Annotated in this window: 10 protein-coding genes; 7 read left to right on the top strand and 3 right to left on the bottom strand. The window is 71.0% G+C overall.

Going from position 1 to position 14074, the window contains the following annotated elements; genetic code table 11:
- Nucleotides 1–251: 251 nt before the first annotated feature.
- Complete coding sequence (locus IF22_RS0128645) at nucleotides 252–1460, bottom strand: DUF349 domain-containing protein (protein WP_030337360.1); 1209 nt, start codon at nucleotides 1458–1460, stop codon at nucleotides 252–254.
- 150 nt (nucleotides 1461–1610) lie between these two features.
- Between IF22_RS0128645 and IF22_RS0128650 the strand changes: the two genes are divergently transcribed.
- Genes IF22_RS0128650 through dapF form a run of 3 tightly spaced genes read left to right on the top strand, consistent with a single transcriptional unit; the run spans nucleotide 1611 to nucleotide 4142 of the window.
- A complete protein-coding gene (locus tag IF22_RS0128650) occupies nucleotides 1611–2378 on the top strand; it encodes a class III extradiol dioxygenase subunit B-like domain-containing protein (RefSeq protein WP_051708845.1) in 768 nt (255 codons plus the stop codon).
- The gene (miaA, locus tag IF22_RS0128655; RefSeq protein ID WP_425339859.1) at nucleotides 2363–3289 is read left to right on the top strand and encodes a tRNA (adenosine(37)-N6)-dimethylallyltransferase MiaA; all 927 of its coding nucleotides are present in this window, start codon (nucleotides 2363–2365) and stop codon (nucleotides 3287–3289) included. The genes IF22_RS0128650 and miaA overlap by 16 nt, the downstream gene beginning before the upstream one ends.
- A gap of 7 nt (nucleotides 3290–3296) precedes the next feature.
- Nucleotides 3297–4142 (top strand): diaminopimelate epimerase, encoded by an 846-nt coding sequence (gene dapF, locus IF22_RS0128660; protein WP_030337366.1) that lies wholly within the window; start codon nucleotides 3297–3299, stop codon nucleotides 4140–4142.
- Between the two features lie 126 nt (nucleotides 4143–4268).
- On the opposite strand, the gene IF22_RS0128665 is transcribed toward dapF, so the two are convergent.
- Complete coding sequence (locus IF22_RS0128665; protein WP_030337368.1) at nucleotides 4269–5735, bottom strand: NAD-dependent malic enzyme; 1467 nt, start codon at nucleotides 5733–5735, stop codon at nucleotides 4269–4271.
- Between the two features lie 183 nt (nucleotides 5736–5918).
- Between IF22_RS0128665 and hflX the strand changes: the two genes are divergently transcribed.
- Nucleotides 5919–7373, top strand: coding sequence for a GTPase HflX (gene hflX, locus IF22_RS0128670; RefSeq protein WP_030337369.1), 1455 nt, complete (start codon nucleotides 5919–5921; stop codon nucleotides 7371–7373).
- Nucleotides 7374–7423: 50 nt separating this feature from the next.
- Nucleotides 7424–9127 carry a hypothetical protein gene (locus IF22_RS0128675; protein WP_030337370.1) on the top strand — a complete coding sequence of 568 codons (1704 nt, stop codon included), beginning with the start codon at nucleotides 7424–7426 and terminating at the stop codon, nucleotides 9125–9127.
- A 73-nt stretch (nucleotides 9128–9200) separates the two neighbouring features.
- Here the strand turns inward: IF22_RS0128675 and lexA are convergent, their stop codons facing one another.
- Nucleotides 9201–9986, bottom strand: coding sequence for a transcriptional repressor LexA (lexA, locus tag IF22_RS0128680; RefSeq protein ID WP_030337371.1), 786 nt, complete (start codon nucleotides 9984–9986; stop codon nucleotides 9201–9203).
- Nucleotides 9987–10528: 542 nt separating this feature from the next.
- On the opposite strand from lexA, the gene nrdR reads away from it, so the two are divergent.
- Together nrdR and IF22_RS0128690 are read left to right on the top strand one after the other, a co-directional pair.
- On the top strand, nucleotides 10529–11029 hold the full coding sequence (gene nrdR / locus IF22_RS0128685; protein ID WP_030337372.1) for a transcriptional regulator NrdR: 501 nt from the start codon (nucleotides 10529–10531) through the stop codon (nucleotides 11027–11029).
- A gap of 67 nt (nucleotides 11030–11096) precedes the next feature.
- Nucleotides 11097–13970, top strand: a complete 2874-nt coding sequence (locus tag IF22_RS0128690; RefSeq protein ID WP_400447338.1) for a vitamin B12-dependent ribonucleotide reductase — start codon at nucleotides 11097–11099, stop codon at nucleotides 13968–13970.
- The last annotated feature ends 104 nt before the right edge of the window (nucleotides 13971–14074 follow it).

Here is a 14074-nt window from a genome sequence, read left to right on the forward strand (position 1 = left end):
CCGGCGCCCCCGCCCCCCCCGCCCTGCCCCGCCCCGCCCCCGCCGTCCCGGCGCCGCCCACCCGTCTCCGCGGTCCCGCCTTTCGGCAAGATCCGCGCAACATCAGGGATGTTGCTGTCTGTCGGTCGCCGGAGGCAGCAACATCCCTGAACTTGCGCGGATCTTGGCCCCCGGCGGCGCGGTGGGGTGTGGGTTGGACACGCGAGAGCCCCCGGTCCCACGAGGGACCGGGGGCTCCGGACGTCGTCAGCTCAGCCGGCCTGCTCGGCGAGTTGCAGGAACTGCCGCTTGGAGGCGAGGGCCTGCTCAGCCTCCTTGATCCGGCGTGCGTCCCCGGCGCTCTGCGCCCGGGCCAGCCGGTCCTCGGCCTCCGCCACCTGCGCCCGCATCTGGGCGAGCAGCGGGTTGTCCTCCTTGGTGGTGCGACGCCACGCCGAGTCCATCACGTCACGGACCTTGTCGTCGATGGCGCGTAGACGCCGCTCCAGCCCGGCGGCCGCCTCGCGGGGCACCCGACCGGCCTCGTGCCACTGGGCCTGGATCTCCCGCAGCTTGGCCTGGGCGCCCTTCGGGTCGGCGTCGATGTCCAACGCCTCGGCCTCGGCGAGCAGGGCCTGCTTGCGCTCCAGGTTGCCGCGCTGCTCGTTGTCGCGGGCGGAGAAGACCTCGCTGCGTCGGCTGAAGAAGGCGTCCTGGGCACCCCGGAACCGTTCCCAGAGCTTCTGCTCGGCCTCCTTGGAGGCGCGCGGGGCGGCCTTCCACTGGGTCATCAGGTCCTTGAGCTGGTTTGCCGTGGCGGCCCAGTCGGTGGAGTCCTGAAGCTTCTCCGCTTCGGCGACCAGCTCCTCCTTGACGGTCTGCGCCTGCTTGCGCTGCGAGTCCAGGGAGGCGAAGTGGGCGCCACGGCGGCGGGTGAAGCCGTCCCGGGCGGCGGCGAACCGCTTCCACAGCTCACCGTCGGCCTTCTTGTCGACCCCACGGATGGTCTTCCACTCGTCGAGGATCTCCTTGAGCCGGTCCCCGGCGGTCTTCCACCCGGTGGACTCGGCGGCCAGCTTCTCGGCCTCCTCGACCAGGGCGGTCTTGCGGGCCAGGGCCTCGACGCGCGCGGCGTCCCGGGCGGCGCGCGCCTCGCCGGCCTTCTCCTCGGCGAACGTCGCCAGCTTGTCCAGGCGTGCGGCGAGCGCGTCGATGTCGCCGACCACGTTGGCCTCGGGCAGCGTGGCGCGGATCCGCCGGATCGTGCTCAACGAGTGCCCGGCATCAGCCGCACCCGACTTGAGCCGTGCCTCGGTCAGGTCCACCTCGGTGACCAGATCGGCGAAGCGGCGCGCGAAGTGTGCCAGACCTTCCTCCGGCGCACCCGCCTGCCAGGATCCGACCACCCGCTCGCCCTCGGTGGTCTTGACGTACACGGTGCCGTCCGCGTCCACCCGTCCGAAGGCAGTCCAGTCGCTCATGTGCCCATCCTCGTTCTCCCGGCGTCGAGGGAACGAACCCCCGTCGCCGCCACGGCGCAGCCAAGTTACTTCCGGCATTGTCACAGGTCTCACCCGGTCCGCGTCGAGCGCCTATCGCCGACCGTGACCATACGGTGTCCTAGGGGCCGAATGACCGGATCGGCGCGGAGACGCACCGGGGATTCCCGCTACGGTGACAGGGTGCCACTGGTCGCCGCCGCCGTCTGCCCGCATCCGCCCCTGCTCGTGCCCGAGGTGGCCGGGTCAGCGGCCCCCGAGCTGGACGATCTGCGGGCGGCCTGTGACACCGCCGTACGCCGGCTGTTGGCCACCGATCCGGACATCGTGGTGCTGCTGGGCACCGGCCCGGTGACCGGCCCGATCCGCACCCCGGCGACCGGGTCCCTCCAGCCCTGGGGCGTCGACCTGGACGTGCCGCTGGTGCCCGGCCAGCCCGACCGGGGCGCGGTGCTGCCGTTGAGCCTGACCATCGGCGCGTGGCTGCTGAGTCGCCACAACCCTCGGGTCCCGGTGACCGCCGTGCAGGTGGCCACCGACGCCGGCCCGGCCGAGCTGGCCGCGCTCGCCGAGCAGGTCGACGCCGCGGGTGACCGGGTGGCGGCGCTGGTGCTGGGGGACGGGTCGGCCTGCCGGGGAGAGAAGGCACCCGGGTACGACGACGCGCGTGCCCTCCCGTACGACCAGGGGGTTGCCGCGGCGCTGGCCGTCGCGGACCTGGACGCCCTGGTCGACCTCGACCCGGTGGTGTCGGCGGAGCTGAAGGCCGCCGGTCGCGCCTCCTGGCAGGTGCTGGCCGGCGCGGCCCGCGCGGCCGGCTCACCGTGGCGCGGCGAGTTGCTGCACGACTCCGTCCCCTACGGTGTGGCCTACTTCGTGGCGTCCTGGGAGCGGGCGTGACCAGCGGCACGGTCGTCGCGGTGGTCGGCCCGACGGCGGCCGGCAAGTCGGCGCTGAGCATCGCGTTGGCGCACGCCCTGGACGGGGAGGTGGTCAACGCCGACTCGATGCAGCTCTACCGGGGCATGGACATCGGCACCGCCAAGCTGACAGTCGCCGAGCGGGACGGTGTACCGCATCACCTGCTGGACATCTGGGAGGTCACCGAGCCGGCGAGCGTGGCGGAGTACCAGCGGCTGGCGCGCGCGGCGGTGGACGACATCCTGTCCCGGGGGCGGGTGCCGCTGCTCGTCGGTGGCTCCGGGCTGTACGTGCGGGCGGTGCTGGAGCGCTTCGAGTTCCCGGGCACCGACGCGGCGTTGCGGGAGCGGCTGGAACGGGAGTTGGCAGAGGTCGGCCCGGCCCCGCTGTACGCGCGGCTGCGCGCCGCCGACCCGGCCGCCGCCGAGAGCATCCTGCCGGGTAACGGGCGTCGGATCGTGCGGGCCCTGGAGGTGATCGAGTTGACCGGCGCGCCGTTCGCCGCGTCGCTGCCGCAGCCCACGCCGTACTACCCGTCGGTGCAGCTCGGCGTCGACCTGGACACCGGGCTGCTGGACGAGCGGATCGCGCTGCGGGTGGACCGGATGTGGGCCGACGGCCTGGTGCCCGAGACCCGTGAGCTGGTCGGGCACGGGCTGCCCGAGGGGCGCACGGCGAGTCGGGCGCTCGGCTACCAGCAGGTGCTGCGCATGCTGGCCGGCGAGTTGACCGAGGCGCAGGCGCACGACGAGACGGTCCGGGCCACCCGGCGCTTCGTCCGCCGGCAGCGGTCCTGGTTCCGGCGCGACCCGCGCATCCACTGGCTGGACTCGACGACCCCGGACCTGATCGGGGCCGCCCTGCGCCTGGTGCCGGCCGAGACGCGATAATGGTGCGGTGGAGTTCACCAAGGGCCACGGCACCGGCAACGACTTCGTCCTCCTTCCCGACCCGGACGGTCAGCTCGACCTGACCCCGGAGCTGGTCGCGGCGCTCTGCGACCGGCGTCGGGGCATCGGCGCGGACGGCGTACTACGGGTGGTCCGCGCGGCCAAGCATCCGGACGGCGCGGGGTTGGCCGGCGAAGCCGAGTGGTTCATGGACTACTGGAACGCCGACGGCTCGTTCGCCGAGATGTGCGGCAACGGCGCCCGGGTCTTCGTGCGCTACCTGCTCGACACCGGGCTGGCCACGCCCGCCGGCGCGGCGCTGCCGGTGGCCACCCGGGCCGGCGTCGTGCGCGCGCTCGTCGAGGGCGACGCCGTCTCCGTCGAGATGCGCCGACCCCGGGTGTACGACGAGTCGGCCGCCACCCTCGGCGGGCTGACCCTGACCGGCGCGATGGTGGACGTCGGCAACCCGCACCTGGTCTGCGTCCTGCCGGCCGGCGTGGAGCTGTCGACGCTGGACCTCACCAGGGCCCCCGGGTACGACCCGGCGGTCTTCCCGAGCGGGGTGAACGTGGAGTTCATCGTGGCGGGCGACCCGGTCGACGGCACCGACGGGCACACGGTGATGCGGGTGTACGAGCGCGGCAGCGCCGAGACGCTGTCCTGCGGCACGGGTGCCTGCGCGGTGGGCGCGGTGGCCCTGCGCGACCTCGGCCGGGATACCGGAGTGGTAGCTGTCGACGTGCCCGGCGGCCGCCTCACGGTGACCGTCACCGAGAACTCGTGCTGGCTCTCCGGCCCGGCCGTGCTGGTAGCCACCGGCGACATCAACCCCACCGCCCTGCACCCCTAACGCCAACACGCCTCACCTGACGCCGGTCCTGCCCCACCGTTGTTGATCAAGAGGTTTGCGTCGGATTTCGCGTCGTTCCTGACGCAAATCTCTTGATCACCAGCGTGGGTGGGGGTGGGTGCGGGGTTAGGGGGTGGCGCTGGCGTTGGCGGCGATCTCGGGGAGGTCGGCGGGGCCGGGGTCGGCGGCGGGGAGCGGGCTGGGGTTGTGCGCGGCGGCGCGGACGGCGGCGGCGACCGCCGGGGCGACCCGGGAGTCGAAGACGCTCGGCACGATCACCGTCGGGTTGATCTTGTCCTCGCCGACGACGTCCGCGATGGCCTGGGCCGCCGCGATGGCCATCTCCTCGGTGAACTCCTCGGCGTGCGCGTCCAGCATGCCGCGGAACACCCCGGGGAACGCGAGCACGTTGTTGATCTGGTTCGGCTGGTCCGAGCGGCCGGTGGCGACCACTGCGGCGTGCTTGCGCGCCTCCCGGGGGTCGACCTCCGGGTCCGGGTTCGCGAGGGCGAAGACGATCGAGTCCTTCGCCATCTGGGCGATGTCGTCGCCGGTGAGCAGGTTCGGCGCGCTGACCCCGATGAACACGTCGGCACCCCGGATCGCGCCGGGCAGGTCGCCGGAGTAGTTCTCCTTGTTGGTGTTCTCCGCCAGCCACTGCCAGGCCGAGTTGAGCCCGGTGAGCCCACGGTGCAGGGCGCCCTCCCGGTCGTACGCGATGATGTCGCCGACGCCCTGGCGCAGCAGCAGCTTCATGATCGCGGTGCCGGCCGCGCCGGCCCCGGAGACGACCACCCGGACGTCCTGGAGCTGCTTGCCCACCACCCGCAGCGCGTTGGTGAGCGCGGCCAGCACGCAGATCGCGGTGCCGTGCTGGTCGTCGTGGAAGACCGGGATGTCCAGCGCCTCGCGCAGCCGGGCCTCGATCTCGAAGCAGCGCGGCGCGGCGATGTCCTCCAGGTTGATACCGCCGTACGCCGGCGCGATCGCCTTGACGATCTGCACGATCTCGTCGGTGTCCTGGGTGTCCAGCACCACCGGCCAGGCGTCCACCCCGCCGAAGCGCTTGAACAGCGCCGCCTTGCCCTCCATCACCGGCAGCGACGCGGCCGGGCCGAGGTTGCCCAGGCCGAGCACCGCCGAGCCGTCGCTGACCACCGCGACGGTGTTGCGCTTGATGGTCAGTCGCCGGGCGTCGGCCGGGTTCTCGGCGATCGCCATGCAGACCCGGGCCACCCCCGGCGTGTACGCGCGGGACAACTCGTCGCGGTTGCGCAGCGCGACCTTCGAGGTCACCTCGATCTTGCCGCCCAGGTGCAGCAGGAACGTCCGGTCCGACACCTTGCGCACGTCCACGCCGTCCAGCGCGGTCAGCGCGTCGACCACCTGGTCGGCGTGACCGGCGTCGGCGGTGTCGCAGGTCAGGTCGACGATCACGTTGGTCGGGTCCGAGTCCACCACGTCCAGCGCCGTGACGATCGCCCCGGCCTCGCCGACGGAGGTGGTGAGCCGGCCGATCGAGGACGCGTCCGCGGTCACGGCGATCCGGATGGTGATCGAAAATCCGGCGCTGGGCAGTCGGGTGATGGCCACGGGATCCCTCCGTAACGGCTGTGCGGCCGATCGGCCGCCGCCCGCATTTCTACCGGGTTGTCGGTGCCGACCAGCATTCGCCCCCACTTTTGGCGACCTTCACCATGGGCATATAGCAGGTGCGTTCGGCGTTGTGTCATGTCAGGATTACGTTCTACTTATCAAAACGGACAGGAGAACCGCTTGCGAGACCAGGAGAGCTTTGTCCCCGTCGAGGACGAGCTCGACGACGTCACCACCGGCGAGATGGAGCTGTCGGAGCGGCAGTCACTCCGACGCGTCCCGGGCCTGTCAACCGAGCTCACCGACGTCACCGAGGTGGAATACCGCCAGCTGCGGTTGGAGCGGGTCGTCCTGGTGGGCGTCTGGACCGAAGGCACAGTCACCGACGCGGAGAATTCCCTGACCGAGCTGGCCGCGCTGGCCGAGACCGCCGGTTCGCAGGTGCTCGAAGGGCTCATCCAGCGGCGGACCCGACCCGACCCGGCCACGTACATCGGCCGCGGCAAGGTCGACGACCTGGGCGCTGTGGTGCTCTCCACCGGCGCCGACACCGTCATCTGTGACGGTGAGTTGTCCCCGTCGCAGCTGCGCAACCTGGAGCAGCGCACCAAGGTCAAGGTTGTCGACCGAACGGCGCTGATTCTGGACATCTTCGCCCAGCACGCCAAGAGCAAGGAAGGTAAGGCGCAGGTCGAGCTGGCCCAGCTCGAATACCTGCTGCCCCGACTTCGCGGTTGGGGTGAGACGCTCTCCCGCCAGACCGGTGGTTCCGGCCGGGGCGGCGGCGCCGGCGGCGGTGTGGGTGTTCGTGGTCCCGGTGAGACCAAGCTGGAGACCGACCGGCGGCGCATCCGTCACCGCATCTCCCGGCTGCGTCGCGAGATCAAGAGCATGAAGACGGTACGCGTGACCAAGCGCGCCCGGCGTTCCCGCAACGCCGTTCCCGCGGTCGCCATCGCCGGCTACACCAACGCCGGCAAGTCCAGCCTGCTCAACCGCCTGACCGGCGCGGGCGTCCTGGTGGAGAACGCGCTGTTCGCCACGCTGGACCCGACGACCCGAAAGGCCACCGCCTCGGACGGTCGGCTCTACACCCTCTCCGACACTGTCGGCTTCGTCCGGCACCTGCCGCACCAGATCGTCGAGGCGTTCCGCTCGACGCTGGAGGAGGTCGCCGAGGCGGATCTGGTGGTGCACGTCGTCGACGGCACCCACCCGGATCCGGAGGAGCAGGTCCGGGCGGTGCACGAGGTGCTCGCCGAGGTGGGCGCGGACCGGCTGCCCGAGCTGTTGGTGGTCAACAAGACCGACGCCGCCGACGAGGACACGCTGCTGCGGCTCAAGCGGCTGTGGCCGGACGCGATCTTCGTGTCCGCGTACTCCGGTCGGGGCATGGACGAGCTGCGCGCGGCGATCGAGGAGCGGCTGCCGAGCCCGGCCGTGGAGGTCCGGGCCGTGCTGCCGTACGACCGGGGTGACCTGGTGGCTCGGGCGCACCGCACGGGTGAGGTGCTCAGCACTGCGCACCTGCCGGAGGGCACCCTGCTGCATGTGCGTGTCGGCGCGGAGTTGGCGGCGGAGCTGGCGGCGTTCGACGTGGAACGGCAGGAGCAGGTGGCCGGCAGCCGGTCCTGACCGGCCACGGCGTCATCCACTGGAAACGCGCGGCATGCGACACTGGCCGAATGCGCCGCGTTGTTTCCTCGGTCACGGTTGCCCTCGGCCTGCTCGGGGCAACCGTGGCGCTTGCCGGAGTCGCCGCGGCGGCTCCCGCCCCCGGGGCGTCCGGGCCGCCCGCCGCCAATCCTGGCCAGAAGCGATGCACGATCACCGACGAGCGCCTTCGGGAGCTGTCCGGGCTGGTCGCCACCAAGACCGGCTTCATCGTCATCAACGACGGCACCGAGGTCGCGGCACGCAAGCGGATCTTCTTCCTCGACAGCAAGTGCAAGATCGCGAAGGAGCCGGTCCGCTACTCGGGGCAGGGTCCGTCGGACACCGAGGATCTCGCCCTGTCCAAGGACGGCAAGACCCTCTGGATCGCCGACACCGGTGACAATCCCGACTCGAAGGAGCGCCGCAGCCGCATCGCGCTCTGGTCGATGCCGGTCGCGGGTTCCAGGCTGCCGACGCTGCACCGGCTCTCCTACCCCGAGTCGAAGCCGCACGATGCCGAGGCGCTGCTCATCGGCGACGACGGAAAGCCGCTGATCATCACCAAGGTGACCAGCGGCAAGGCCGAGATCTACACGCCGTCGGCGGCCCTGAAGAGCGGGGACACCGACCCGGTGCCGCTGCAGAAGGCCGGCGAGTTCACGCTGCCGAAGACCCAGACGGAAAACCCCCTCAACACGTTCGGCCGGATCGCCATCACCGGCGCGTCCCGGACCGTTGACGGTTCTCGGGTGGTCCTGCGCACCTACGCGGACGCCTTCGAATTCGACGTGACCGATGGTGACATCGTTGCCGCGCTCACCACCGGCAAGCCGCGGGTGACGCCGCTGGCCGACCCGTTCGGTGAGGCCATCAGCTACACCTCGGACGGGAAGTCGTTCCTCACCGTCTCCGATGCGGCCCGGTTCACCGAGGACGAGCCGCTCGACATCCTCAGCTACACCCCGTCCACCTCCACCGCGGTGCCACTGGCCCCTGAGGAAGGTGGCAAGCCGGCCGCCTCGAAGTCCTGGACGGACGGGCTGAGCCTCGACGACATCACGTACATGGTCGGCGCGGTCGGGCTGATCGGCCTGCTGTTGGTCGCCGCTGGCATCTTCGGCATCGTTCGCGCGCGGCGTCGTCCGCCGACCGCCGACCCGTCCGACACCTCGGATCCCGATGACGACCCGTTAGGCCCGCGTGGCGGCCGTGCTGACGACGACCGCAGGGGCGGTGTCTACGGTGGCGGCGCGCCGGCCGGCGGCGCGGTCTACGGCGGGGGCGCGGGTCGCGGCGGCCCGGCCTCGGCCGGTGGCGCCGTGTACGGCGGTGGCCCTCGGCCGGCCCCGGCCGATGGTGGCTACGGTGCGCCAGCACCGGGTGGCGCCGGCGTGTACGGCGGCGGACGTCCCCCGGCCGGTGGCGGCGGTCGGCCCCCTGTCAGTGGTGGCGCTCGCCCACCGGTTGGTGGCGGTCGGCCTCCGGCTGGCGGTGGTCGCCCGCACGGTGGCGGTGGTCGCCCACAGGGCGCGGGCGGTGGTCGTCCCGGCGGTGGCGTGTACGGCGGCGGCGACGGCGGTCAACCCGGTCGCGCGGAGCCGCCCCGACGCGGTGGGCAGGAGCCCGACTACCGGGGTCAGCGGCCCGCTCGCCGACGCGACGACGACGCGCCCAACGACCCGTACCGGCAGTATCCCGGTGGCGGTCGCGGTCACCGGGGCGACCGCTACTGATCAGCGTTGAGGCGCTCACCCGCCCGTGACGAGCGGTGCGGGTGAGCGCCGTCGGCACCCACCCGCCGATCGGTCAGATCCGGCGGAGCACCGCCACGACCCGGCCCATGATGGTGGCGTCATCGCCGGGGATGGGGTCGAAGGCAGGGTTCTGGGGCATCAGCCAGACGTGCCCGTCGCGCCGCCGGTAGGTCTTGACGGTCGCCTCGCCGTCGAGCATCGCGGCCACAATCTCGCCGGAGTCGGCGGTCGGCTGCTGCCGGACGACCACCCAGTCGCCGTCGCAGATCGCCGCGTCGAGCATCGAGTCGCCCTTGACCTGGAGCATGAAGACCTCGCCCTCACCCACCAGCTCGCGGGGGAGCGGGAAGATGTCCTCGACGGCCTGCTCGGCGAGGATCGGCCCACCGGCGGCGATCCGACCGAGCATCGGCACGTACGCCGGGGTGGGTCGTTGTGCCCTCGACAGCTCGTCGTCGATCGCCTCGCTGGGGGCGCGGACGTCCACCGCGCGTGGCCGGTTGGGGTCGCGCCGCAGGAAGCCCTTCTTTTCCAGCTCCTTGAGCTGGTAGGCGACGCTGGACGGCGAGACCAGGCCGACGGCCTCGCCGATCTCCCGGACGCTCGGGGGGTAGCCGTGGCGCTCCACCCAGGTGCGGATGAACTCCAGGATGCGGCGCTGGCGGGCGGTCAGGTCGACCGTCGCCGGGTCGGGGAAGGCGCTGACCACCGGGGTGACCTGGCGCACGGCGGGCTGACCCGTCCGGCTGCGCGCGGCGCTGCGGCGTCGGGTGGCCGGCGGGCCCGCCTCGGTGATCTGCTGCGGGCTCTTCGGCCGGCTGGCCCGGTCCTCGGTCACGTCCGTCCTCCCTGGTCGGCGCTGGGTGCCTCGTCGGCTCGTGGTGCGTGCGGTGGTGCCACGTTGTTCATGACCGTATAGGTGAGATCAGTCATTTTCAAACATCTGTACGACCTCTCACCGGCGTGTCGGGGTGAAAAAGCGCTCCGCTCGTACGGATGTTCTGATAAATGGTACGTCAGGTAGAACTGGTGTTCGATCGTCGGCTGTTTTCCGGCCCGGTTCTGGCTCCCTGGCCGATAACCCGGGCGGGGTCGTGGCGTTGGGTCTTCGGGCGCGTTGCTGGGCGTGGATGGCCGGATGGTCCGTGACGCGCCGGACACGCCGGCCAACTTGACCCGGCTTCCTTGGCGACATACGGTCGACCCCTAGATGTAGTAGTGACACGGGCGTAAGTTGCCTACAGGTTGGGTTCGACTACCGACCGCACTCCCGTAACGTCGATCACGGCGGGCGTCATCCGAGGATGGCACCGTCGCGGTGAGGCGTGCCCGGAAGTGTCCGGAGTGCTCGCAGTTGATCATTTTTTTAGGAGGTGGGCGATGCGGTGTCCGTACTGCCGACACGCTGACTCCCGGGTGGTCGACTCGCGGGAGGCCGACGACGGCCAGCTCATCCGACGGCGGCGGTCCTGCCCGGAGTGCGGCAAGCGGTTCACCACCGTCGAGGAGGCGGTCCTCGCGGTCGTCAAGCGCAGCGGGGTGACCGAGCCGTTCAGTCGTACGAAGATCATCGGCGGGGTGCGTAAGGCGTGCCAGGGCCGGCCGGTGGACGACGACTCCCTCGCGCTGCTCGCGCAGCGGGTGGAGGAGACGGTCCGGGCCAAGGGAGCCGCCGAGATCCCCAGTCACGAGGTGGGCCTGGCGATCCTGGGTCCGCTGCGCGACCTGGACGAGATCGCCTACCTGCGGTTCGCCAGCGTCTACCGCTCGTTCGACTCGCTCGCCGACTTCGAGCGCGAGATCGAGACGTTGCGGGCCGCGGCGCGAGCCCGGGAGCAGGGCCGGGCCGATGCGGTTGAGGCCGCCGGCCGTACCAACTGAGTCTTCACGGTTTTTCGAGAGATTGGGACGCGCGGTGGGGCACCGCGCAGACGAGGGGGGCGACGGCGTGACAACTAGCCGTTCACGAAGCAAGGCAGGCGCGGGGCTGAAGATCGACCGGGTGTGGACGACGGAGGGGGTCCACCCGTACGACGAGGTCTCCTGGGAGCGCCGTGACGTCGTGATGACGAACTGGCGGGACGGCTCGATCAACTTCGAGCAGCGGGGGGTCGAGTTCCCGGAGTCGTGGAGCGTCAACGCGGCGAACATCGTCACCACCAAGTACTTCCGGGGCGCGGTGGGGACCCCGGAGCGGGAGTGGTCGCTGCGGCAGCTGATCGACCGGGTGGTCAACACCTACCGCACCGCCGGTGAGGAGTACGGCTACTTCGCCAGCCCGGCCGACGCCGAGGTCTTCGCGCACGAGCTGACCTGGATGCTGCTGCACCAGGTGTTCAGCTTCAACTCGCCGGTCTGGTTCAACGTCGGCACGCCGTCGCCGCAGCAGGTCAGCGCCTGCTTCATCCTGGCCGTCGACGACTCGATGGACTCGATCCTCGACTGGTACAAGGAGGAGGGGCTGATCTTCAAGGGCGGCTCCGGCTCCGGGGTCAACCTGTCGCGCATCCGTTCGTCCCGTGAGCTGCTCTCCTCCGGCGGCAACGCTTCCGGCCCGGTCAGCTTCATGCGCGGCGCGGACGCCTCGGCCGGCACCATCAAGTCCGGCGGCGCGACCCGCCGGGCGGCCAAGATGGTCATCCTCGACGTCGACCACCCGGACATCCAGGAGTTCGTGGTCACCAAGGCGCGCGAGGAGGACAAGATCCGCGCGCTGCGCGACGCCGGGTTCGACATGGACCTCGGCGGCTCCGACATCGTCAGCGTGCAGTACCAGAACGCCAACAACTCGGTCCGCGTCTCCGACGAGTTCATGACGGCGGTGGAGAACGACGGCGGGTTCGACCTGCGGGGTCGGCTCGACGGCTCGACCATCGAGACGATCGAGGCGAAGAAGCTCTTCCGTTCCATCGCCCAGGCCGCTTGGGAGTGCGCCGACCCGGGCCTGCAGTACGACGACACGATCAACGACTGGCACACCTGCCCGGAGACCGGCCGGATCACCGCGTCGAACCCGTGCTCGGAGTACCTGCACCTGGACAACTCCTCGTGCAACCTCGCCTCGCTCAACCTGATGAAGTTCCTCCGCGCCGACGGTGGCTTCGAGGTGGAGAAGTTCGTCAAGTCCGTCGAGTTCGTCATCACCGCGATGGACATCTCGATCTGCTTCGCGGACTTCCCGACCGACAAGATCGGTGAGACGTCCCGCGCCTACCGGCAGCTCGGCATCGGCTACGCCAACCTCGGCGCCCTGCTGATGGCCACCGGCCTGCCGTACGACTCGGACCAGGGCCGCTCGGTCGCCGCGGCGATCACCTCGCTGATGACCGGCACCGCCTACCGCCGCTCGGCCGAGCTGGCCGGCGTCGTCGGCCCGTACGACGGCTACGCCCGCAACGCCGAGCCGCACAAGCGGGTCATGCGCAAGCACGCGGCGGCCAACGACGAGATCAAGCCGACCAGCCCGGTGGCCACCGCGATCGTCCGCGAGGCGACCAAGCAGTGGACCCAGGGCAACAAGATCGGTGACAAGTTCGGTTGGCGCAACGCGCAGGCGAGCGTCCTGGCCCCGACCGGCACCATCGGCTTCATGATGGACTGCGACACGACCGGCGTGGAGCCGGACCTGGCGCTGGTCAAGTTCAAGAAGCTCGTCGGCGGCGGCTCGATGCAGATCGTCAACCAGACGGTGCCGCGCGCCCTGCGCAGCCTCGGCTACCCCGAGGAGCAGGTCGAGGCGATCGTCGAGCACATCGCCGACCACGGCCACGTGGTGGACGCCCCCGGCCTCAAGCCGGAGCACTACGCGGTCTTCGACTGCGCCATGGGCGAGCGGACGATCGCCCCGATGGGTCACGTGCGGATGATGGCGGCCATCCAGCCGTTCGTCTCCGGCGCGATCTCCAAGACGGTCAACATGCCGGAGGCGGCCACCGTCGAGGACGTCGAGAAGATCTACTTCGAGGGCTGGAAGCTCGGCCTGAAGGCGCTGGCGATCTACCGCGACAACTGCAAGGTCGGCCAGCCGCTCTCGGTGGCCAAGAACAACAAGGCCACCGAGCCGGCCGCCGTCGACACCGCAGCCGCCGCGCCGGCCGCGGTCGAGAAGGTCATCGAGTACCGGCCGGTGCGTAAGCGCCTGCCGAAGAAGCGCCCGTCCGAGACGGTCAGCTTCTCCGTCGGTGGCGCCGAGGGTTACCTGACCGCGTCGTCCTACCCGGACGACGGCCTCGGTGAGGTCTTCCTCAAGATGTCCAAGCAGGGCTCCACCCTGGCCGGCGTGATGGACGCCTTCTCGGTGGCCATCAGCATCGGCCTGCAGTACGGCGTGCCGCTGGAGACGTTCGTCAGCAAGTTCACCAACATGCGCTTCGAGCCGGCCGGCATGACCGACGACCCGGACGTGCGGATGGCCGCCTCGGTGATGGACTACATCTTCCGTCGCCTGGCGTTGGACTTCCTGCCCTACGAGCGCCGCGCCGAGCTGGGCATCTTCACCGCCAGCGAGCGGGCCGCCCAGCTGCGGGCCGAAGCCGACGCGGAGGCCGCCGGGGTCACCGGCGCCGAGCTCACCGCGATGGCGTCATCCGCGCCGGTCGAGGCTCCGGCCAAGACTGAGGCTGTCGCCCAGCCGGCCCAGGAGATGGCCGACGTGGCCGTCGCCAAGCCGGCTCCGACAGTGGGTTCCAGCACCGAACTGCTGGAGGCCGTGATCGGCAAGGCCGCCGACGCGCCGCTCTGCTTCACCTGCGGTACGAAGATGCGCCCGGCCGGTAGCTGCTACGTCTGCGAGGGCTGCGGCTCCACCAGCGGCTGCAGCTGACGTAGGCAATAAGCGCTGCCCCGGCTCCCCTTCTGGGAGGCCGGGGCAGCGCCGTTTCCAGGCTCTTCCATCCCCGGGCGCGTGCAGAGGTAAGCGCCCGGCCA

Origin of the sequence: Micromonospora parva (assembly GCF_000718515.1) — a bacterium.
Lineage (GTDB): Bacteria > Actinomycetota > Actinomycetes > Mycobacteriales > Micromonosporaceae > Micromonospora > Micromonospora parva.